19 protein-coding genes are annotated in these 20,843 nt (G+C 68.3%); 12 read left to right on the forward strand and 7 right to left on the reverse strand.

The window, feature by feature from the left end:
- The first annotated feature begins 10 nt into the window (after positions 1-10).
- On the forward strand, positions 11-3,010 hold the full coding sequence (locus EV278_RS20435; protein ID WP_132095490.1) for a TonB-dependent receptor: 3,000 nt from the start codon (positions 11-13) through the stop codon (positions 3,008-3,010).
- Positions 3,011-3,147: 137 nt separating this feature from the next.
- On the opposite strand, the gene EV278_RS20440 is transcribed toward EV278_RS20435, so the two are convergent.
- Positions 3,148-3,645, reverse strand: a complete 498-nt coding sequence (locus EV278_RS20440; RefSeq protein WP_132095492.1) for a YetF domain-containing protein — start codon at positions 3,643-3,645, stop codon at positions 3,148-3,150.
- A 45-nt stretch (positions 3,646-3,690) separates the two neighbouring features.
- Entirely contained in the window at positions 3,691-4,461 is a 771-nt protein-coding gene (locus EV278_RS20445) for a glucose 1-dehydrogenase (protein ID WP_132095494.1), read from the reverse strand.
- 121 nt (positions 4,462-4,582) lie between these two features.
- Here EV278_RS20445 and EV278_RS20450 point away from each other — a divergent pair, with 121 nt between their 5' ends.
- Positions 4,583-4,999, forward strand: a complete 417-nt coding sequence (locus tag EV278_RS20450) for a DUF6766 family protein (protein ID WP_132095496.1) — start codon at positions 4,583-4,585, stop codon at positions 4,997-4,999.
- Positions 5,000-5,076: 77 nt separating this feature from the next.
- Here the strand turns inward: EV278_RS20450 and katG are convergent, their stop codons facing one another.
- The 4 genes from katG to EV278_RS20470 form a co-directional block, all read right to left on the reverse strand.
- Positions 5,077-7,296 carry a catalase/peroxidase HPI gene (gene katG / locus EV278_RS20455; protein ID WP_132095498.1) on the reverse strand — a complete coding sequence of 740 codons (2,220 nt, stop codon included), beginning with the start codon at positions 7,294-7,296 and terminating at the stop codon, positions 5,077-5,079.
- A gap of 180 nt (positions 7,297-7,476) precedes the next feature.
- Positions 7,477-9,057, reverse strand: a complete 1,581-nt coding sequence (aceB, locus tag EV278_RS20460) for a malate synthase A (protein WP_132095500.1) — start codon at positions 9,055-9,057, stop codon at positions 7,477-7,479.
- A 176-nt stretch (positions 9,058-9,233) separates the two neighbouring features.
- Positions 9,234-9,425 carry a hypothetical protein gene (locus tag EV278_RS20465; RefSeq protein WP_132095550.1) on the reverse strand — a complete coding sequence of 64 codons (192 nt, stop codon included), beginning with the start codon at positions 9,423-9,425 and terminating at the stop codon, positions 9,234-9,236.
- Between the two features lie 71 nt (positions 9,426-9,496).
- Positions 9,497-11,116, reverse strand: coding sequence for an isocitrate lyase (locus EV278_RS20470; RefSeq protein ID WP_132095502.1), 1,620 nt, complete (start codon positions 11,114-11,116; stop codon positions 9,497-9,499).
- A 153-nt stretch (positions 11,117-11,269) separates the two neighbouring features.
- On the opposite strand from EV278_RS20470, the gene EV278_RS20475 reads away from it, so the two are divergent.
- Positions 11,270-12,694: a helix-turn-helix transcriptional regulator gene (locus tag EV278_RS20475; protein ID WP_132095504.1), complete on the forward strand. Its 1,425-nt coding sequence runs from the start codon at positions 11,270-11,272 to the stop codon at positions 12,692-12,694.
- A 6-nt stretch (positions 12,695-12,700) separates the two neighbouring features.
- On the opposite strand, the gene EV278_RS20480 is transcribed toward EV278_RS20475, so the two are convergent.
- On the reverse strand, positions 12,701-13,051 hold the full coding sequence (locus tag EV278_RS20480; RefSeq protein ID WP_132095506.1) for an L-rhamnose mutarotase: 351 nt from the start codon (positions 13,049-13,051) through the stop codon (positions 12,701-12,703).
- Positions 13,052-13,168: 117 nt separating this feature from the next.
- On the opposite strand from EV278_RS20480, the gene fucP reads away from it, so the two are divergent.
- The 9 genes from fucP (at position 13,169) to EV278_RS20525 (ending at position 20,821) form a co-directional block, all read left to right on the forward strand.
- Positions 13,169-14,473 carry an L-fucose:H+ symporter permease gene (gene fucP, locus EV278_RS20485; RefSeq protein WP_132095508.1) on the forward strand — a complete coding sequence of 435 codons (1,305 nt, stop codon included), beginning with the start codon at positions 13,169-13,171 and terminating at the stop codon, positions 14,471-14,473.
- A complete protein-coding gene (locus tag EV278_RS20490; protein ID WP_207905538.1) occupies positions 14,473-15,486 on the forward strand; it encodes a zinc-binding alcohol dehydrogenase family protein in 1,014 nt (337 codons plus the stop codon). The genes fucP and EV278_RS20490 overlap by 1 nt, the downstream gene beginning before the upstream one ends.
- Positions 15,480-16,307, forward strand: a complete 828-nt coding sequence (locus EV278_RS20495) for an amidohydrolase family protein (RefSeq protein WP_132095510.1) — start codon at positions 15,480-15,482, stop codon at positions 16,305-16,307. The genes EV278_RS20490 and EV278_RS20495 overlap by 7 nt, the downstream gene beginning before the upstream one ends.
- 4 nt (positions 16,308-16,311) lie before the next feature.
- The gene (locus EV278_RS20500) at positions 16,312-17,082 is read left to right on the forward strand and encodes an IclR family transcriptional regulator (protein WP_132095512.1); all 771 of its coding nucleotides are present in this window, start codon (positions 16,312-16,314) and stop codon (positions 17,080-17,082) included.
- Entirely contained in the window at positions 17,079-18,119 is a 1,041-nt protein-coding gene (locus tag EV278_RS20505) for an aldo/keto reductase (RefSeq protein ID WP_132095514.1), read from the forward strand. The genes EV278_RS20500 and EV278_RS20505 overlap by 4 nt, the downstream gene beginning before the upstream one ends.
- Positions 18,116-18,412, forward strand: coding sequence for a UxaA family hydrolase (locus EV278_RS20510; RefSeq protein ID WP_132095516.1), 297 nt, complete (start codon positions 18,116-18,118; stop codon positions 18,410-18,412). The genes EV278_RS20505 and EV278_RS20510 overlap by 4 nt, the downstream gene beginning before the upstream one ends.
- Before the next feature lie 2 nt (positions 18,413-18,414).
- Entirely contained in the window at positions 18,415-19,626 is a 1,212-nt protein-coding gene (locus EV278_RS20515; protein ID WP_132095554.1) for a UxaA family hydrolase, read from the forward strand.
- A gap of 12 nt (positions 19,627-19,638) precedes the next feature.
- On the forward strand, positions 19,639-20,367 hold the full coding sequence (locus EV278_RS20520) for an SDR family oxidoreductase (RefSeq protein ID WP_132095518.1): 729 nt from the start codon (positions 19,639-19,641) through the stop codon (positions 20,365-20,367).
- 103 nt (positions 20,368-20,470) lie between these two features.
- Positions 20,471-20,821 carry a PilZ domain-containing protein gene (locus EV278_RS20525; RefSeq protein WP_132095520.1) on the forward strand — a complete coding sequence of 117 codons (351 nt, stop codon included), beginning with the start codon at positions 20,471-20,473 and terminating at the stop codon, positions 20,819-20,821.
- Positions 20,822-20,843: the final 22 nt, after the last annotated feature.

Here is a 20,843-nt window from a genome sequence, read left to right on the forward strand (position 1 = left end):
AGGCAGCAGGATGCGTGGTGTCGGACCATCCTTTTTGAGCGCTTTGTTCGCGACCAGCGCGGTCGCGGTATTCCTGTCGGCGGGGACCGCCAGCGCGCAGACGGAGCCGGCCCCGGCGCCGGCCGATCCGGCCTCCGCGACCGCCCTGTCCGAGATCGTGGTCACGGGCACCCGCATCCGGTCGACCGGCTTTACCGCGCCGACGCCGACCCAGGTTCTGGGTCAGGCCGACCTGGAGCGCGCCGCCCAGCCGAACATCTTCACCGCCATCACTCAGCTGCCCTCGCTGCAGGGGTCAAGCGGCGCGACGACGGGCACGTTCAGCACCTCCAGTGGCCAGCAGGGTCTTTCCTCGTTCTCGCTGCGCGGCCTGGGCACCATCCGCACCCTGACCCTGCTGGACGGCCAAAGGGTCGTGCCAGCCAACGTCACGGGCGTGCCGGACATCAGCCTGTTCCCGCAGTTGCTGGTCGAGCGGGTGGACGTGGTGACCGGCGGCGCCTCGGCGTCCTACGGCTCGGACGCCGTCGGCGGCGTGGTCAACTTCATCACCAACAAGAAGTTTGTTGGCTTCAAGGCCAACGTCCAGACCGGCGTCACGACCTATGGCGACAACCACCAGTGGCTGGCCCAGGTCGCCGCCGGCAAGAACTTCATGGACGACCGCTTGCACCTGCAGGTCAGTGGTGAATACGACTGGGAGGAGGGCGTTCCGGCGGGCGGCTTCGGCGAGGATGCGCCCGGCAGCCGCGACTGGTACACGACCGCCACCCTGGTCAACCGGGGGATCACCAATGACGGCTCGCCGCAGTATCTCTATCGCGAGCACGCCCAAGCCTATCAGTACACCAAGTACGGACTGATCAGCAGCGGCCCGCTGCAAGGCACGGCCTTCGACATCAGCGGCAATCCGTTCCAGTTCCAGTACGGCTCGAACGGCGTGCCGACCAAGGCCTCGACCGGTCCGACCGTCGGCCAAGTCGTCGGCTGCTACACGAACGGCGGCTTCTGCGTCGGCGGCGACCTGTCGGGCAATGTCGGCGTCGGCACCTCGTTGCAGTCGCGCATCAAGCGCATGAACACCTACACGCGCGTGGGCTTCGATCTGGACGCCAACAACGAGATCTACGCGACCTTCAACGCCGCCCGCGTGGAGAGCTCCAACCAGCCCAATCCGGGCGCGGCCACGACCGGCCTGACGATGTCGTGCGCCAACCCGTACCTGCCGGCGTCGATCGTTGCGGCCTGCGCCGCCAACGGCGTCACGACCTTCGGTTTCGGCACCAGCAACGCGCTGCTGCCGCGCAACATCTCGGTCCATCCCACGCGGACCCAGTATCGTGGCGTCATCGGGGCGGACGGCAAGTTCAACGCCCTGGGCAAGGAATGGCGCTACGACGCCTATTACGAGCACGGCGAGAACACGACGAACATCCACGTTCGCGACATCCTGCTGATGCCGCGCTATCGCGCGGCCGTTCAGGCCGTCTCGGTAAATGGCCAGATCGTCTGCGCCGACCCGATCGCGCGCGCCAACGGCTGCGTGCCGATCAACATCTTCGGCGGCCAGCGCCCCAGCGACGCCGCCCTGGCCTACATCACGCCCGAGAACGGCCCGTACCAGCACTCGGTGCAGAAGCAGGACGTCGCCAGCATCAACTTCAGCGGCGAGCCCTTCTCGCTATGGGCCGGCCCGATGTCGCTGGCGTTCGGCGGAGAGTGGCGCAAGGAGCAGTACCACGTCCAAGGCGACCCCTACGGCGACGGCAATACGGACTCTCCGAACACCGCCGACTATCCGGCCGACCCGGTTCTCAACCCGGCCGGCGCCAACTGGTTCGCGGGCAACTATCACTCCGGCGCCGGCAAGTACTCGGTGAAGGAAGCCTATGCGGAAGTGAACATTCCGCTGGTCAATTCGGAGGCCGCCGGCAAGGCCAACCTCAACATGGCCGGCCGCTGGACCGACTACAGCACCTCGGGCACCGTCTACACCTGGAAGGTCGGCGCCACCTGGGACACGCCGATCGATGGCGTCCGCCTGCGGGCCGTCACCTCGCGTGACGTCCGCGCGCCGAACCTGTCGGAACTGTTCGCCGCGCCGGTGACGACGACCCTGCCCAACTTCACCATTCCGTCGCCCGGCACGCCCCCGCCTGGCCAGCCCGCCAGCGGCTCGCTGACGGCTTTGCAGAATGTGGTGGGCAACCCGAATCTGAAGCCGGAAATCGCCAAGAACGTGACCATCGGCGCGGTGCTCTCGAACCCCCAATGGCTGCCGGGCTTCAGCGTCTCGGTCGACTGGTACAACATCGTCCTCAATGGCGGCATCTCCAGCCTGGGCGCTCAGCAGATCGTCAATTTCTGCTATGCGGGCCTCACTCAGTTCTGCGGCGCCTTCAATCTCGCCCCTTCGGGCGGCGTGACGCCGTTCATCAACTCCCAGACGTTCAACCTGGCCTCGATCAAGACCAGCGGCTTCGACATCGAGAGCAGCTACCGCTTCGAGCTGCCCGGCGTGCCTGGCCGCTTCACCATCCGCGGCCTGGCGACGAACACGCACAAGTTCGTCACCAACCCCGGGATCCCTGGGGCCGTCGCCACCGATTCGGCTGGCCAGAACTCCGGCGCCACGCCGGACTGGAAGGTCCTCGCCATCCAGTCCTGGGACACCGACCGCTTCGCCTTGAGCGTACAGGAGCGCTGGTTCAGCGACGGCAGGTTCGGCGGAACGACCACCGAGTACGTCGAGTGCAAGCCCGGCAGCTGCCCCATCTCGACCGGTAGCCGGCCGACCATCGACTACAACCACATGAAGGGCGCGACCTATGTCGACGTCAGCGCCTCGTACAAGTTCGGCAACGGCCTGCAGCTCTACGGCAAGGTCGACAACCTGCTGAACCGCGATCCGACGCCGTCGCCCCAGACCAACACCGGCCTGGACGCCAACCCGGCGCTCTACGACCTGCTGGGCCGCTTCTATCACCTGGGCCTGCGCTACAGCTTCTAACTTTAAGTCGCCCATCACCTCCCCCCTGGGCGACCGCCCGGGTCAGCACGGCTCCCCCGCCGGTCTGGCCCGGGCGTTTTCTCTTGTCGGCCATCGACTCTTGAGATGCGAGGCGCGTCGCGGCGCGTCGCGGCCGATCATTCGGCGGGTGATCGGGGAACCACGCTGATCTTGCCGCCGGCTTCCAGCGTGGCCAGCTTGACGGTTTCGATCCGGTCGACCTGTTCCATCCGCAGGCCCTCGGCGAGGTCGGCGCGGCCGATGGCGTGACGGCGCATGGCGGCCTCGTCGGCGACGCCGTCGCGCACCAGGGTCACCGGCGCGCCCTTCATCAGTCGCGCCAGGGGGCTCCAGTGCAGCGTCGCCATGGCCAGCAGGCGATGCAGGACGACGACCACCAGGGTCGCGGCCAGGCCGGGAAAGAACGGCGCCTTGCCGGTCATGGCGCGGCTGATGTTCGAGCCGATGATCAGCGCCACGATGATGTCGAGCGGCGTGATGCTCGAAAAGGTCCGGCGCCCCGCGATGCGGATGCAGATCACGCCGAACAGGAACAGGATCACCGCCCGCGCGCAGAGCTGGCCGACGGTGGCGTCGCCGTTGTCCGGACCGATCAGGAGACGGAAGGTTTCCATGCAGTCCGAACGCCCGTGGACCGGTTGTGGTTCGGTTAGACGGAATCAGGCGCCCTGGCCCCAATTGGTCTCCAGTCCGCCGTCGATGGTGAAGCTTTGGCCGGTGACGTAATCGGCGTCGGACGAGGCCAGGTAGACGGCCAGGCGTCCCACCTCGCGCGGTTCGCCGGCGCGGCGCAGAGGGATGTTCTTCCGGATCTTCTCCTGCCCCTCGGGGCTTTCGATGCGTTCCAGCGTCGGCGGCGCCCGTGTCAGGCCCGGCGCGATGGCGTTGACCGTGGTGTTCCTCGGCGCCAGCTCCAGAGCGAGGCCGCGCGTGAAGGTCAACAATCCGCCCTTGGCGGCGTTGTAAGCGGTGTATTCCGGGCTGGGCGTGACTTCGTGCACCGAGGTGATGTTGATGATCTTGCCGCCCGCCTCGCGGCGTCGCACGAACTCGCGGCTGCAGAAGAAGGGGCCATAGAGATCGACCTTGATCATCCGGTCGAAGTCGGCGGTGGGAGTCTGGGCGAACGGGGTCCGCTGGATGTCGGTGGCTCCGGCGTTGTTGACCAGAATGTCAGGCGTGCCCAGCGCCTCGGCGACTCCGTCGAATAGGGCGGTCACCGAGGTTTCGTCGGCCTGGTCCAGGCGAGTGACATAGGCTCGGCGACCGCAAGCCTCGACCTTGCGCCGGGTTTCGCCCGCGCCGGCCTCGTCGTGCAGATAGGTGATGGCGATATCCGCCCCTTCGCGAGCCAGTTCCTCGGCGATCCCTTGTCCGATCCCGGAATCTGAACCGGTGACGATCGCGATCCTGCCGTCCAGCTGTCCCATCGCCTTGACCTCCTTGGTGACCTGCCCTGTTCGCAACGCGTGACCGGAGGAAGGGGTTCGCGAACCTTTCGGACGGCGCCGGAGTTTGGAGGTCAGGAAATGGGCTGAAAAGGATCCCGCAATGAAGCGCTACGCCTATGCCTGGCTGACCGGGCTTTTCTTCCTGGTTTCGATCGTGGGGCACTGGATCTTCGGCTGGTTCGCCTTCGTCGATGAGCAGCAGGCCCTGCACCAGGCGCCGAGCCTGACGCCCTACCTGGTCGAGATGGGCCGGGACACCTTCGAGAACTGGCAGTCGGAATTCCTGCAACTGATCTGGCAGGTCGTGGGCCTGGCCTATTTCCTCTATGTCGGCTCGCCGGCCTCCAAGGAGAACGACGACCGCAGCGAGGCCAAGCTGGATGTCCTGATCCGGCTGCAGGCCGGTGAAAAGGCCGAGGACATCATCGCCGACATTGATCGCCGCTACCTCCGCAGCGGCGGGCATTCCAAGCCCCATGGGCATGTTGACGCCAACCTCGTCGCCGGCCGGGAGTAAGATCGCAGTTCGAAGGACAAGTCTGGGCGCCCGTCACGATGACGGGCGCCCAGATGTCCTGTCCCTTTCGGAAGGCGTCAGTTCAGGTCCAGCCGGTCGGCGTTCATGACCTTGTTCCAGGCGGCCACGAAGTCGTTCACGAACTTGGCCTGGGAGTCGGCGCAGGCATAGACCTCGGCGAAGGCCCGCAGTTCGGCGTGCGACCCAAAGATCAGGTCGACCCGGGTGGCGGTCCACTGCGGCTGGCTGCTCTTGCGGTCATGGCCGGCGAAGGCGTTGACGGCCGTCGGACTCCAGGTCGTGCCCATGCTGAGCAGGTTCACGAAGAAGTCGTTTGTCAGCACGCCCACCCGGTCGGTGAAGACCCCCGCCTTGGAGCCGCCAGCGTTGGCCCCCAGCACCCGAAGGCCGCCGACCAGCACCGTCAGCTCCGGGCCTGAGAGCCGCAACAGCTGCGCCCGGTCGACCAGGGCTTCCTCGGGCGCCATGAACTGCAGGCCCTCGCGGCGATAGTTGCGGAAGCCGTCCGACAGGGGCTCCAGCGGCGCGAACGAGTCGGCGTCGGTCTGCTCGGCCGAAGCGTCCATGCGCCCAGGCGTGAACGGAACCTCCACTGGCGTTCCCGCGTCCCTGGCGGCCTTCTCCACCGCGGCCGCGCCGCCCAGGACGATCAGGTCGGCCAGCGAGACTTTCTTGCCGCCGCCGGCCGAGGCGTTGAACTCGGCCTGGATCGCCTCCAGCGCCGCCAGCACCTTGGCCAGGGTCGGCGGGTCGTTGACTTCCCAGTCCTTCTGCGGCGCGAGGCGGATGCGCGCCCCGTTGGCGCCGCCGCGCTTGTCGGAACCGCGATAGGTCGAGGCCGAGGCCCAGGCGGTCGAGACCAGCTGCGGCACGGTGAGGCCCGAAGCCAGGATCTTGGCCTTCAGCGCCGCGATGTCCTGGGCGTCGACCAGCGGGTGGTTCACGGCCGGGATCGGGTCCTGCCAGATCAGGGTCTCTTGCGGGACCAGCGGCCCCAGATAGCGCCCGATCGGGCCCATGTCGCGGTGGGTTAGCTTGAACCAGGCGCGGGCGAAGGCGTCGGCGAACTGGTCGGGATTCTCGTGGAACCGGCGCGAGATCTTCTCGTAGGCGGGGTCGAAGCGCAGGGCCAGGTCCGAGGTCAGCATTCTCGGACGCTGCTTCTTCGACGGATCGAAGGCGTTCGGGATGTCAGCCTCGGCGCCCTTGGCTTCCCACTGGTGGGCCCCGCCAGGGCTCTTGGTCAGCTCCCACTCAAACTTGAAGAGGTTGTCGAAGAAGTGGTTGCTCCACCGGGTCGGCGTCTGGGTCCAGGTGACTTCCAGCCCCGACGTGATCGCGTCGACGCCCAGGCCGCTGCCGTGCTTGCTGGCCCAGCCCAGACCGGCGGCCTCGATCTGGCCGCCTTCCGGCTCAGGACCGACAAAAGACGGATCCCCGGCGCCGTGGGTCTTGCCGAAGGTGTGGCCGCCAGCGATCAGGGCGACGGTCTCCTCGTCGTTCATCGCCATGCGAGCGAAGGTCTCGCGAATGTCGCGCGCCGAGGCCAAGGGGTCGGGATTGCCGTTCGGGCCCTCGGGATTGACGTAGATCAGGCCCATCTGCACCGCGCCCAGCGCCGGATGCAGCTGGCGTTCGCCGCTGTAGCGCTCGTCGCCCAGCCACGAGCCCTCGGGACCCCAGAACAGCTCCTCCGGTTCCCAGGTGTCGGCCCGGCCGCCGCCGAAGCCGAAGGTCTTGAAGCCCATGGACTCCAGGGCGACGTTGCCGACCAGGACATAGAGGTCGGCCCACGAGAGCTTGCGGCCGTACTTCTGCTTGATCGGCCACAGCAGCCGGCGCGCCTTGTCCAGGTTGGCGTTGTCCGGCCAGCTGTTGAGCGGGGCGAAGCGCTGCTGCCCGCCGCCCGCGCCGCCGCGACCGTCGGAAATGCGGTAGGTGCCGGCGCTGTGCCAGGCCAGGCGGATGAACAGGCCGCCATAGTGGCCGAAGTCGGCCGGCCACCAGTCCTGGGAGTCGGTCATCAGGGCGTGCAGGTCGGCGATCACCGCGTTCAGGTCGAGGCTCTTGAACTCCTCGGCGTAGTCGAACGTCTCGCCCATCGGGTTGGAGCGCGGCGAATGCTGGTTGAGGCTCTCGAGGCGCAGGTTCTGCGGCCACCAGTCGCGGTTGCCCCTGGGGCGGCCGTGGCCCACCGGGCATTGGCCCGCGGCGCTGTCTTCGACCTTGGCGTCCATCGTCTTTCTCCGCGTTGGCTTTTGTCTGTTCGCCGACATCGGCGCCCGCCTAGACAACGCTCTTCCCGCCATAGGTAAAATTGATTGTTCCTATCAAATCGATAGGTGAAATCTCTACAGGCGGGAAGGGGGAAGCGGAGACTCCGCTAGATCACGACGACGCGCCTCGCGATCCTCCGTCAAGAGGACCGCAAGGCCGATTCCGATCGGGTCCGAACCCTAGGCGATCAGCTCGTAGGCCGGCAGGGTCAGGAACTCCTCCAGCGTGTCGGACAGCACCATCCGCGAGAACAGCAGAGCGGCGTCCTCCAGGCGGGGTGAGGAAAAGTCGCGGCGCAGGTCGGCCAGTTCCTCGGTCAGCAGGCTGACGAACAGCTGCGAACTCATCTGCCGGCCGTCGGCCAGGTCGGCGCCCAGGCGGATCCATTGCCACAGCTGGGTGCGGCAGATCTCGGCCGTGGCGGCGTCCTCCATCAGGTTGTAGAGGGGCACGGCGCCCCGGCCCTCGATCCAGGCCTGGGTGTAGCGCACCCCGACCCGGATGTTCTCGCGCACGCCGGCCTCGGTGCGGTCGCCGTCATGCAGCTCCAGCATCTGAGCCTGGGTGATGTCGAGATCGGCCAGGCGCCTGTCCAGCTGGTTGGGCGTCGGCATCAGGCGATCGAAGACCTCCATGGCCACGGGCACGAGATCGGGGTGGGCGACCCAGGTGCCGTCATGGCCGGCTCCGGCTTCGCGCTCCTTGTCGGCCCGGACCTTGGCGAAGGCGGCCTGGTTGGCGGCGTCGTCGCCCTTGACCGGGATCTGGGCGGCCATGCCGCCCATGGCGAAGGCCCCGCGCCGGTGGCAGGTCTGGATCAGCTTCAGCGAATAGGCGCCCAGGAAGGCCTTGCCCATCACCATGGCCGAACGGTCCGGCGTCAGGAATTCCGACCGGCGGCCCAGGCGCTTGATGAACGAGAAGATGTAGTCCCAGCGGCCGCAATTGAGGCCCGCCATGTGGTCGCGCAACTCGTAGATGATCTCGTCCATCTCGAAGGCGGCGGGGATGGTCTCGATCAGCACCGTGGCCTTGATCGTGCCGACCGGCAGACCCAGCGCCCCCTGGGCGTGGACGAACACCTCGTTCCAGAGGCGCGCCTCCAGGTGGCTCTCCAGCTTGGGCAGGTAGAAGTAGGGACCCGAGCCCCGCGCCAGCGTGGCCCTGGCGTTGTGGAAGAGGTACAGGCCAAAGTCGAACAAGGCCCCGCTCACGGGCTGGCCATCCACTTCCATGTGCTGTTCAGGCAGATGCCAGCCACGGGGGCGGATTTTCAGGACGGCCGGGTTGGGTCCCAGCGCATAGCTCTTGCCGGACTTGGGGTCGACATGGGTCAGGTCGCCGGACCAGCGGTCCTTCAGGTTGACCTGACCCTCCAGGACGTTGGCCCAGGTCGGCGAGGTGGCGTCCTCGAAGTCGGCCATGAACACCTTGGCCCCGCAGTTGAGGGCGTTGATGATCATCTTGCGGTCGACCGGCCCGGTGATCTCCACCCGGCGGTCCTGCAGGTCGGCGGGGATCGGCGCGACGGTCCAGTCGGCGGCTCGCACCTCGGCCGTCTCGGGCAGGAAGTCGGGAAGCTCGCCGGCGTCGAAGCGGGCCTGGCGGGCGACGCGCGCCGCCAGCAGGGCGCGTCTACGGGCGTCGAACCGCCGGTGCAGATCGGCCACGAAGGCCAAGGCCTCGGGCGTCAGGACCTCTACCGCGCGGCCCTCGACAGGACCGTTGATCTGGACGTTGGCGGCGATGTCGAGGGGCATGGGAAATCCTGTTGGACGCGATATCTGGGACGACAGTTTGATCCGCTCATCCCGGCGAACGCCGGGACCCAGATCCTATGGCAAATGGGATGATGGGAGGAGCTCGGCGCTTTTGGCGTCAACCTCAAAGCTCTTCCATCTGGGTCCCGGCGTTCGCCGGATGAGCGGAGACGGGGTTATCTCGTTCCGGGGCGGACGGTCGGGACGATCTGGTCGCCCCAGTTTCCGGCGCCGTCGTGGTGGCGCGAGGTGCGCACCAGCTCGACCGAATAGCCGGCCTCGGTGGCGCGCCGCACCGCCTCGTTCAGGCGGTGCGAGGCCTCGGCCACCCGGTCGACCGCCCGCTGCTGGTCGGCGGGGTTCGGCATGGCGACGGGCGCAAATCGCGTGGTGGTCATGGGATGACTCCTCGATCGGGTGGAGAGGGAAGGGGCGTCGGCTATTCGGCGGCGAACTGGTTCATGGTGTTGGCGTGGCCGCCGGCCTTCAGGGCGCGTTCGCCGGCGACCATTTCCTTGAAGCTGTCGCCGAGGTCCGAGCCGACCTCGTGCTGGTGCTTGACCGCCGAGACGCCGCGACGGATCTCCTCGCGCTGCACCGAATTGACGTAGGCCTTCATGCGGTCGTCGCCGAAATAGCCGCGCGACAGCTCGTCCATGCTCTTGGCCGTCAGGTGGAAGGTCGGCAGGGTGATCAGGTTGTGGAACACCCCGGCCCGGGCCGAGATGTCGACCTGGAAGCGGGCCAGGCGCTCGTCGGTCTCGCGGCCCAGGTCGCTGGCGTCGAACTCGGCCGACATCAGGGCCGCGCCGTCGGGATAGCTGTCCTTATGGATCTTGCCCTCGGCGATCCACTGGTCGCGGACCTGGCGGCGCAGGTTCAGCGTCCAGTTGAACGACGGCGAGTTGTTGTAGGTTAGCTTGGCGTTCGGCACGACCTTGCGAATCTCGGCCACCATCGAGGCGATCTCGTCGACATTGGGCGTGTCGGTCTCGATCCACAGCAGGTCCGCGCCGCCCTGGGTCAGCGAGGCGATGCAGTCCTCGATCACCCGCGCCCTGCCAGTGCCCTCCTGGAAGGCGAACAGGCCGTTGGGCATGCGTACGGGCTTTTCGAACCGGCCGTCACGATAGAGCGCCAGCTCGCCCGGCAGGATCGGGTTGTCGGGGGTGATGGGCTCGGTCTTCAGCCACTTGATGTAGTCGCTGGCCAGGTCGCCGGGCTCCTGGCTGACCGGAACCTTCTGGGTCAGGCCGGCGCCCAGGCTGTCGGTGCGGGCGACGATGACGCCCTCGTCGACGCCCAGCTCCTCGAAGGCCAGGCGGCAGGCGCGCAGCTTCTCGATGAAGTCCTCGCGCGGCACGGTGACCTTGCCGTCCTGGTGGCCGCACTGCTTGGCGTCCGAGACCTGGTTCTCGATCTGCAGGCAGCAGGCGCCGGCCTTGATCATCTCCTTGGCCAGCAGGTAGGTGGCGTTCTCGTTGCCGAAGCCCGCGTCGATGTCGGCGATGATCGGCACGACATGGGTCTCGAAGCCGTCGATGGCCGCGATCGCCGCCGCCTCGGCCGTCTTGTCGCCGGCCTCGCGGGCTGCGCGCAGGGTCTTGAACAGGTCGTTGATCGCCACCTCGTCGGCCTGGCGCAGCGAGACGTAGATCTCCTCGATCAGGTCGACGACCGAGGTCTTCTCGTGCATCGACTGGTCGGGCAGGTGGCCGAAACGGTTGCGCAGGCCCGCCACCATCCAGCCGGACAAGTAGACATAGGCGCCCTTGGTCGTGCCGCGCAGGCGCTTGACCGACTTGATCATCTGCTGGGCGTGGAAGCCCGACCAGCAACCCAGCGACTGGGTGAACCGCCCGGCGTCAGCGTCGTAGGCGGCCATGTCGGCGCGCATGACGCCGGCCATCTCGCGGGCGATGTCCAGGTGGGTGGAGAAGGTGTTCTGCAGCTTCAGCTGGATGATGTCGTCGACCGCGACGCCGCCGGGGGTAACGCCCTGGGGATAGCGGGCCAGCAGCTCTTGGCGGTGTTGGGCGTAGGTCTTGCGCAGCGTCATGCTCTTTTCGTCCCATCGTCGGCTCGGCCGCTGAGGCCGGGGAAAGTTCGTGGGGAGAGCTTGGGTCGCGGTGCGGTCGGCGTCGAACCTATTGAAGGCAATTTGTCACAAATCGACTTTGTAATTATTGTAAATACGTGACAACGTGACCGGATGGCGAACCACGACAAGAAGCTGTTTCTCGGCGGCCGGCTTAAGCGGCTGCGGCGCGATCTGGGCGTCACCCAGAGCCGCATGGCCGAGAACCTGGGCGTCTCGGCCAGCTACCTGAACCTGCTGGAGCGCAACCAGCGGCCGGTCACCGCCCAGATCCTGCTGCGCCTGGCCGACGCCTACGATCTGGACCTGCGCAGCCTGTCGGCTGACGATCCGGGCGGCGGGGCGGGCCTCGACGAGGTGCTGGCCGACAAGATGTTCGCCGATCTGGGCGTCAGCCGACACGAGGCGGCCGAGGTGGCCGAGTTGTCGCCGGGAATCGCCGAGGCCATGGCGCGGCTCTATCGCGCCTATCTCGACCGGGGGCGGCTGATCGACCTGGGCGCGTTCGAGCGGCCGGACGGGGCGGCGCCGGTGTCGTCCCATTCGCCGACGGACTGGGTGCGGGATCTGGTGGGCGCGCAGCGCAACCACTTCGCCGAGTTGGAGACCGCGGCCGAGCCGATCGTCGCGGCGATGAAGGCCGATCCCCAGGACCTTGGGCCCGCCGTCCGCGCCCGGCTACTGGAACGCTTCGGGATCCAGGCGCGGGTCATGCCGGTCGAGACCATGACCGGGTCGCTTCGGCGCTACGACCATCACCGCAAGCGGCTGATGCTGTCGGAGACCCTGGCCCCGGCCAGCCGGATCTTCGCCATGTGCTACCAGCTGGGCCTGATGGAGGCCGGCGAGACCTTGTCGGCCTTGACCGACCGCTTCCAGGCCCCCGACCGGGCCACGCGCCAGCTGCTCAAGGTGTTCCTCGACAACTACCTGGCCGCGGCGATCATGACCCCCTACGAGCCGTTCCTGGCCGCCATGGAGGCCAGCGGCTACGACATCGAGCGGGTGCGCTCGCGGTTCGGGATCAGCTACGAACAGGCCGCCCAGCGGCTGACCACCCTCAGCCGGCCCGGGTCGCGCGGCGTGCCGTTCTTCATGATGCGGCTGGACGCGGCGGGCAACATCTCCAAGCGGTTCGCGGCCGGTCCGTTCCCGTTCTCGCGGTTCGGCGGCGCCTGTCCGCGCTGGAACGTCCACGACAGCTTCAAGACCCCGGGGCGGATCGTCACCCAGGTGATCGAGACCCCGGACCGCGAGCGCTACTTCACCGTGTCGCGCACCGTGCGGCGGGTGTCGGGCCTGCAGGCGGGGCTGGAGGACGAACTGGTGGTGGGGCTGGGCTGCGAGCTCAAGCACGCCGGCAAGCTGGTCTATGCTCGGGGCCTGGACATCGCCGCGCCAGCAGCGGTCGAGATCGGCCCGTCGTGCCGCATCTGCGAGCGGCCGGCCTGCCCGCAACGGGCCGCCGCGCCGATCAACCGCACCCTGCTGGTCGAGGAGGCCAGCAAGGCCATCTCGCCGTTCCCGTTCGTGAGCTGAAGCGTCTCAGGGCTGCTCGGCCAGGCTGAAGATCTGCTCGGCCGGCGTCCATTTCTCGCCCGGCGCGGCCCAGGGCAGGGCCTTCTGCAGCTTGCCCATCAGCGCTTCCCAGACCTGGACGTCAGGATCGGCGGCGTCGGCGGCGGCCTTGGCCTCGGGGGAAAAGTCCGGCCCGGTCTCCATGATCATGAACAGCCGTGGGCCGGTCAGCCAGATCTGCATGTCGAGGATGCCGGCGCGGCGGATCGACTCGGTCACCGCGGCGGGCGGACCGCCGGGCGCATGCCAGCGCCGGTAGGCCGCGATGGTCTCGGGATCGTCGTGAAGGTCCAGCGCAAGACAGTGCCGCGTGGCCATGGCGTTTTCCTCCATTGAACCAGGCGCTCTTTCATATTTGACGCGCCATTTCATATGTGGTGATTTTCGTCCCAGATAAACGGGGCCGGGTCAATCGTCCCCCTGGAAGGAAGCCCCATGGAACAACGCCCATCGGAGCGGACGGCCCTCGCCCCGCTCGTACTCATCGTCGCCCTGTTCTTTCTATGGGGCGTGGCCAACAACCTCAACGACGTGCTGATTCCCCACCTGAAGAAGGCCTTCTTCCTGACCGACCTGCAGTCGGGCCTGGTGCAGATGGCGTTCTATCTGGGCTATTTCTTCCTGGCCCTGCCGGCCAGCGCGGTCATGCGCCGCTACGGCTACAAGGCCGCGGTGATCGTCGGCCTGCTGCTGTTCGGCCTGGGCGCCCTGCTGTTCTGGCCCGCCGCCGAGGCGCGGCAGTATTCCTTCTTCCTGGCCGCCCTGTTCGTCCTGGCCTCGGGCCTGGCCTTCTTGGAAACCTCGGCCAATCCGCTGATCACCGTGCTGGGCGACCCGGCCAAGGCCGAGCAGCGCCTGAACTTCGCCCAGGCCTTCAATCCGCTGGGCTCAATCACCGCCGTGGTGGTCGGTCGCCAGTTCATCCTGTCGGGCGTGGAGCCGACCAAGGCCGAGTTCGCGGCCATGACCCCGGCCCAGTTGCAGGCCTTCCAGACCGCCGAGGCCCATTCGACCCAGGTCCCATACCTGATCATCGCCGCCGTCGTGCTGGGCTGGGCCCTGCTGGTGGCCCTGACCAAGTTTCCCCACCAGGCAGGGCGGCCCGATCCCGGCGAGGACGAGGCCGGCCTGCCGGCCGCCCAGGCGATCCCGGCCCTGCTGGCCCGGCCCCGCTTCGTGTTCGGCGTGGCGGCGCAGTTCTTCTATGTCGGCGCCCAGGTCGGGGTGTGGAGCTACATGATCCGCTACGCCCAGCATGAGCTGCCGGGCCTGGGCGAGAAGGCGGCGGCGGCCTATCTGTCCTGGTCGCTGGTCGGCTTCATGGCCGGACGCTTCGTCGGCACGGCCGCCATGAGCCGCGTGCGCCCGTCGCTGCTGATGGGGCTTTTCGCGGCGATCAATGTCGGCCTGACCCTGGTGGCCGCCCTGGTCGGCGGCAAGGTCGGGCTCTACGCCCTGGCCTCGACCAGCTTCTTCATGTCGATCATGTTCCCGACCATCTTCGCCGGCTCGCTGAAGGGCCTCGGGCCGTTGACCAAGACCGGCTCGTCGTTCCTGGTGATGAGCATCATCGGCGGCGCGGTGCTGACCACCCTGATGGGCGCCGTCTCTGACGCCACGGCCATCGACCTGGCCATCCTGGTGCCCTGCGCCTGTTTTGCGGTGGTCGGGCTGTTCGGCTTCACGGCCGGCCGCGCCACTCGCGAAGACCTGAAGACCGCCCCAGCCGGAGCTCACTGATGATGGACGCCCTAGTCTGCGCGGCTCCGGGACACCTGGTCCTGGAGCGGCGCCCCATCCCCGAGCCGGCTGATGGCGAGGTGCTGATCCGTGTGCGCCGCGTGGGGGTGTGCGGCACCGACATGCACATCTATCGCGGGACCCAGCCCTTCCTGGCCTATCCGCGCGTGATGGGCCACGAACTGGCCGGCGAGGTGGTCGCGGCCCCCACGGGCGGCGGCCTGGTCTCGGGGGATCCGGTCTATGTGATGCCCTACATGTCGTGCGGGACCTGCGCGGCGTGCCGCAAGGCCAAGCCCAACTGCTGCATGAACATCCAGGTCCTGGGCGTACACTGCGACGGCGGCATGGCCGAGTACCTGGCCGTGCCCGAGGGCTTTGTCCGCAAGGCCGAAGGGATCAGCCTGGACGAGGCGGCGATGGTCGAGTTCCTGGCCATCGGCGCGCACGCCGTACGCCGGGCCGCCATCACGCCGGGACAGTCGGTGCTGGTGGTCGGCGCCGGTCCTATCGGCATCGCCGCCGCCCTGTTCGCCAAGCTGCAGGGCGGGGTCGTCACGGCGCTGGACAGCCGCCAGGACCGCCTGGACTTCTGTCGCGACCACCTGGGCGCCGACCATGTGGTGAGCCTGGGCGACGAGACGCGGCAGGCCTTGTCCGACCTGACCGCCGGCGACTTCTTCGACGTGGTGTTCGACGCCACCGGCAACCCCAGGGCCATGGAGGCGGGCTTCGCCTATGTCGGTCATGGCGGCGCCTATGTGCTGATCTCGGTGGTCGGGGCCAACATCGCCTTCTCGGACCCCGAGTTCCACAAGCGTGAGACGACGCTGATGGGCAGCCGCAACGCCACCCCCGAGGACTTCGACGCGGTGGTGGCGGCAATGCGGGCGGGCAAGGTCCCCACCAAGGCGCTCAACACCCACGCCGCGACCCTGGCGGAAGTCGCGGAAGCCCTGCCAGGCTGGATGGAGCCTCAGGCCGGGGTGATCAAGGCGATCGTCTCGTGCTGATCGACGCCCACCAGCACTTCTGGCGCGTGGGCGAGAACGGCTTTTCCTGGCCTCCGCCGGACCTGGCGGCGATCCACCGCGATTTCGGCCCCGCCGATCTGGCGGCGGTCGGCGCGGCGGTCGGCCTGGCGGGCAGCGTGCTGGTGCAATCCCAGCCCGATGACCGCGACACCGACTGGTTGCTGGCGTTGGCGGCGGACGAGCCGTCGGTGCAGGGCGTGGTGGGATGGGCCGACCTGGCGTCGTCCGCCGCCCCGGACCGCATCGCGACGCTCAGCCGAAACCCCAAGCTGCGCGGCTTGAGGCCGATGCTGCAGAGCCTGGACGACGACGCGTGGATCGCCGCGCCAAGCCTGGACCCGGCGTTCGACGCCATGGTCGCCCACGGCTTGTCGCTGGACGCCCTGGTGCTGATGCGCCACCTGCCGCATCTGCTGGCCCTGGCGCGCCGCCGGCCCGACCTGGCCATCGTCATCGACCACGGCGCCAAGCCGCCGATCGCCGCCGGCGACCGCGACGGCGCGTGGGCGCGGGGCATCGAGGCCCTGGCGAGCCATCCGCAGGTGTTCTGCAAGCTGTCGGGTCTGTTGACCGAGGCCGCGCCGGGGCAGGGGGACGGGGCCTTGTCGCCCTATGTCGCCCATCTGGTCGCCGCCTTCGGCCCGGAACGCCTGATGTGGGGCAGCGACTGGCCGGTGCTGAACCTGGCGGGCGACTATGCCGGCTGGCTGGCCCTGGCGCGGGACCTCAGCGGCTTGACCGATCCGACCCATCTGGAAGCCCTGTTCGGCGGGACATGTCGCCGCTTCTATCGGATATAGGGCCATGACCGAGTCCGAAGAGACCTCCGCCAAATATCGCGCCCCGGCCCTCGAGAAGGGCCTGGACGTGCTTGAGCTGCTGGCCGCCCGCGGCGAGCCCATGGGCATGGTCCAGATCGCGGCCGCGCTGAATCGCTCGGTCAGCGAGCTGTTCCGGATGGTCCAGGTGCTGGAGCAGCGCGGCTATGTCGCCAACACCCCCGCGGGGGACGGCCTGGTCCTGACCAACAGGCTGTTTTCGCTGGGCATGACTCGGGCGCCGGCCAAGAGCGTGCTGGAGGCGGCCCTGCCGGTGATGCGGCGCCTCTCGGAGGTGATCGGCCAGTCGTGCCACCTGGCGGTGGCCAGCGCCGCCGAAATGGTGGTGGTGGCCAGGATCGAGGCCCCCGGCAACCAGGGCTTCTCGGTGCGCGTCGGCTATCACCGCCCCCTCGTCGAGGCGACGTCGGGTCTGGTGCTCTACGCCTTTCAGCCCGAGAGCGTGCGCGAGGAGTGGCGTGCGCGCCTTGAGCCCACCGTCAGCCGGAGCGTCTGGGCCAAGTTCGAAGCCAAGGCCGAGAAGGCCCGCGCCGACCGGCACGTCCAGGCTTCGAGCGACGTGACCCGGCTGGTGGTCGACCTGTCGGCGCCGATCTTTGGACCCGAAGGCGTCGCCGCGGCCCTGACCTCGCCCTATGTCGAAACGCCCACGGCGATCCCCGCGCCCGACACCATTGCGGCGATCCAGGCGGCGGCCGACGAGATCTCTGTCGAACTTGGAGGCCAATTCCAGTGACCGTCGCCGACGCCGTGCAGGCCTCTATCCCTGGTCGGGCGGAGCGTCCCGGCCGATTGAACCTGCCGCCGCTGGGCTTCGGGGCCGCGGCGATCGGCAATCTCTACGCCGCCGTGAGCGACGCCGCCGCGCGCGAGACCGTCGACGCGGCCCTGGCCGTCGGCCTGGCCTATTTCGACACCGCGCCGCATTACGGCTTCGGCCTCAGCGAGACCCGCCTGGGCGCGGCGCTGCCGATGAACGTCAAGGTCTCCACCAAGGTGGGCCGGCTGTTGCGCCCGGCGCCGGAGGCCGATCCGGCGGCCGAGCGCCACGGCTTCGTCGGCGCCGCGCCGTTCGAGCCTGTGTTCGACTATTCGTACGACGGGGTCATGCGCTCGTTCGAGAGCAGTCTGCAGCGCCTGAAGCGCGACCACGTCGACGTGCTGCTGGCCCATGACCTGGGCGCGGTCACTCATGGTGAGGACGACGCCGCTCGGCGGCGCGAGTTCTTCGGCGGCGGCTACAAGGCGATGCGCGCCTTGCGCGACAGCGGCGTCGTCGGCGCCATCGGCCTGGGCGTCAACGAATGGGAGATCTGCGACGCGGCGCTGGACGAGGGCGAATTTGACGTCTTCCTGCTGGCCGGACGCTACACCCTGCTGGAACAGACGGCGCTGGACCGCTTCCTGCCGCGCTGCGCCGCCCGGGACGTGTCGATCATCGTCGGTGGGCCGTTCAACTCGGGCGTCCTGGTCGAGGGCGTCAAGCCGGGCGCCCACTACAACTACGGTCCGGCCTCGGCCGAGATTCTCGACCGCGTCCGGCGGCTGGAGGCCGTCTGCCTGGCCCACGCCACGCCGCTGGCCGCCGCGGCCCTGCAGTTCCCGCTGGCCCACCCGCAGGTCGTCAGCGTCATTCCCGGCATGTCGAACCCGGCGCAGGTGCGTCAGGCCCTGGCCTGGGCGGCGCACGCCATTCCCGACGCCCTGTGGGAGGATCTTCGCGCAGAGGGTCTGCTGCATCCGGACGCGCCGACGTCCACGGAGTCCCGATGAGTCTGATCCTGCTGCATCCCGACGATAACGTGCTGGTGCTCAGCGCGCCGGTGCGCGCGGGTCAGGCCCTGATGATCGACGGCCAGGCCGTGACGGCCGCCGTCGATGTCGGCGTCGGCCACAAGCTGGCCCGCCGGGCCCTCGTGGTCGGCGACAAGGTGCTGAAGTACGGCGCGCCGATCGGGTCGATCACCGCGCCGGTCGCGGCCGGCGGCCACGTTCACCTGCACAACATGAAGAGCGACTACATCGCCAGCCACACCCGGCAGGCGACGGGCGCGAAAGGATCATGACCATGTCGCACCCGTTGCGCGGCTATCTGCGCGCCGACGGCCGCAAGGGCATCCGCAACGTCGTGGCCGTCGCCTATCTGGTCGAATGCGCCCACCACGTGGCCCGGGCGATCGTCACCAAGAGCGACGACACCGAGGTTCACCTGATCGGCTTCCCCGGCTGCTACCCCAACGCCTATGCGCTGAAGGTGATGCAGGCGATCACAACCCACCCGAATGTCGGCGGGGTGCTGCTGGTGTCGCTGGGCTGCGAAAGCTTCAACCGCGAACAGCTGCGGGCGACGATCGAGGCCAGCGGGCGGCCGGTCGAGACCCTCGTGATCCAGGAGAACGGCGGCACCGCCAGCACCATCGCCAAGGGCCTGCAGGCCGTCGCTCGCTTGCGGGCGGTCGCCAGCCAGACGCCGCAGGCGCCGATGGCGGTCTCGGAACTGGTGATCGGCACCATCTGCGGCGGCTCGGACGGCACCAGCGGCATTACCGCCAACCCCGCCGTCGGCCGGGCCTTCGACCGGCTGGGCGCCGAGGGCGCGGCCTGCGTCTTCGAGGAGACCGGCGAGCTGGTCGGCTGCGAGACGATCATGGCCAGCCGGGCGATCACGCCCGAACTGGGCCTGGAGCTGGAGAAGAGCGTCCAGAAGGCCGAGGCCTACTACACCGTCATGGGGTACGGCAGTTTCGCGCCGGGCAACGCCGAGGGCGGGCTGACCACCCAGGAAGAAAAGTCGATGGGCGCCTATTCGAAGTCGGGCTCGGCGCCGATTGTCGGCATCCTCAAGCCCGGCGACCTGCCGCCCAGCGGCGGCCTCTATCTGCTGGACGTGGTGCCGGACGGAGAGGCGCGCTTTGGCTTTCCCAACATCTCGGACAATGCGGAGATCGTCGAGCTGATCGCCTGCGGGGCCCACATCACCCTGTTCACCACCGGGCGTGGCTCGGTGGTCGGTTCGGCGATCTCGCCGGTGATCAAGATCTGCGCCAATCCCGAGACCTATCGCAAGCTGAGCGGCGACATGGACGTCGACGCCGGGCGGATCATGGAAGGGCGTGGGACCCTGGACGAGGTCGGGACCGAGATCTACGACCTGGTCCTGGCCGTGGCCGGCGGCGAACGCACCGTCTCCGAGGCCCTGGGCCATCAGGAATTCATCCTCACCTACAAGGCCTTCGACCCGATCGGTCCGGCCTGTCTTCCGCTGCGGCGGGCCAGTTAGCGAGTAATCGAGATGGGAAGACTTTCCGGCAAGACCGCCCTGGTCACGGCGGCCGCGCAAGGCATCGGCAAGGCCAGCGCGGAGCTGTTCGCCCGCGAAGGCGCGCGGGTGATCGCCACAGACGTCAATGAAGCCCTGCTGGCCGAAGTGGCGGGCTGCGAGACCCGCCGCCTGGACGTGCTGGACCCCAAGGCCATCGCCGACCTGGCCGCCGAGCTGGGGCCGGTCGACGTGCTGTTCAACTGCGCCGGTTTCGTGCACTCCGGCACCATCCTCGACTGCGACGAGGCGGCCTGGGCGTTCTCCAACGACCTGAACGTCAACGCCATGTACCGGATGATCCGCGCCTTCCTGCCGGCCATGCTGGAGAACGGCGGCGGATCGATCGTCAACATGGCCTCGGTGGCCAGCTCGATCAAAGGCGTGCCCGGCCGCTTCGCCTATGGGGCGACCAAGGCGGCGGTGATCGGCCTGACCAAGGCCGTGGCCGCCGACTTCGTGGGGCAGGGCGTGCGCTGCAACGCCATCTGCCCGGGCACGGTGGAGACCCCCTCGCTGAACCAGCGCCTGGCCGACACTGGCGACTACGAGGCCGCCCGCCAGGCTTTCACCGCGCGCCAGCCGATGGGCCGCCTGGGCAAGCCCGAGGAACTGGCGCAACTGGCGCTGTATCTGGGCAGCGATGAATCGGCGTTCACCACGGGCCAGATCCACATCATCGACGGCGGCTGGATCAACTGACCGGTGGTTCTCCACAGACTTTGTGTTGAAGCGGCTCGCTCGTCATAGCAAAGCTTCTCTAAGCGGCGCCATCCGTTAACCGTGCCGCGCTAGGGTTGCGGCCATGCGATCAGATGTCGAATCACGCGCGCTTGAGCAGCGGGCCCACGCCCGCACGCCGACCAAGCGCAAGGCCTATCTGGTCGAGGGCCGCAAGGCCTGGAAATGCTCGCTGATCGACATCGCCGACGGCGGGGCGCGGGTCTCGCTCACCGACATGGGGCTGCCCGAGGAGGGGATCTTCCTGGTGGATTCGATCGCCAAGCGGGTTCACCTGACCCGCGTGGTCTGGCGGTCCCAGAGGGAGGCCGGCCTGCAGTTCATCGAGAGCGAGGCGCTGGACGGCCCGGCCGGCGGCAAGGACGGCGCGGTGACCATCGCCACGCGCTTCGCCTGGCGGCTGAACGGCGCCTGACCGCCGTCTTCGCCCCGTCGTC

It is taken from the genome of Caulobacter sp. BK020 (assembly GCF_004342605.1).
Classification (GTDB): domain Bacteria; phylum Pseudomonadota; class Alphaproteobacteria; order Caulobacterales; family Caulobacteraceae; genus Caulobacter.